The following is a 590-nucleotide window of genomic DNA, read 5'->3' on the forward strand; positions in this document are numbered from 1 at the left end:
ATCGCCGCCCGCGCGGGGGCGCGGCTGGTCCGGCTGGACGAGCGGGGCCGGCCGCCGGTGGCGCGCAACGCCGGTGCGGCCGTCGCCACCGGCGACGTGCTGGCGTTCGTCGACTCCGACTGCGTCCCGGCGGCCGGCTGGCTGTCCGCGCTGCTGCCGCACTTCGCCGACCCCGACGTCGCCGCCGTCGCCCCTCGCGTGGTGGCGCTGGAGACCGGCCGCCACGGCTGGCTGGACCGCTACGAGGAGCGCCGCGCGCCGTACGACCGCGGCGCCTCCCCCGGGCTCGTCGTCCCGGGCGGGCGCATCCCGTTCGTGCCGACGGCGACGGTGCTGGTGCGGGCCGCGCACTTCCCGGGGTTCGACACCTCGCTGCGTGGCGGCGAGGACGTCGACCTCGTCTGGCGGCTGACGTCGGCCGGGCGGCACGTGCGGTACGAGCCGGCGGCCCGGGTGGCGCACGAGCACCTGACCGCGCCGCGCGCGTTCCTCGGCCGCCGCACCTACTACGGGCGGACCGCCGCTCCCCTGGCCCGGCGGCACCCCGGCGCCGCCCGGCCGCTGGCGACGTCGCCGTGGACGGCCGCGGC

Annotated in this window: 1 protein-coding gene; it reads left to right on the plus strand. The window is 80.5% G+C overall.

Going from position 1 to position 590, the window contains the following annotated elements; genetic code table 11:
• The coding region (locus tag DY240_RS22410; RefSeq protein ID WP_158602959.1) for a glycosyltransferase at positions 1-590 on the plus strand (590 nt) is incomplete at both ends.

Origin of the sequence: Jiangella rhizosphaerae (genome assembly GCF_003579925.1) — a bacterium.
GTDB classification, from domain to species: domain Bacteria; phylum Actinomycetota; class Actinomycetes; order Jiangellales; family Jiangellaceae; genus Jiangella; species Jiangella rhizosphaerae.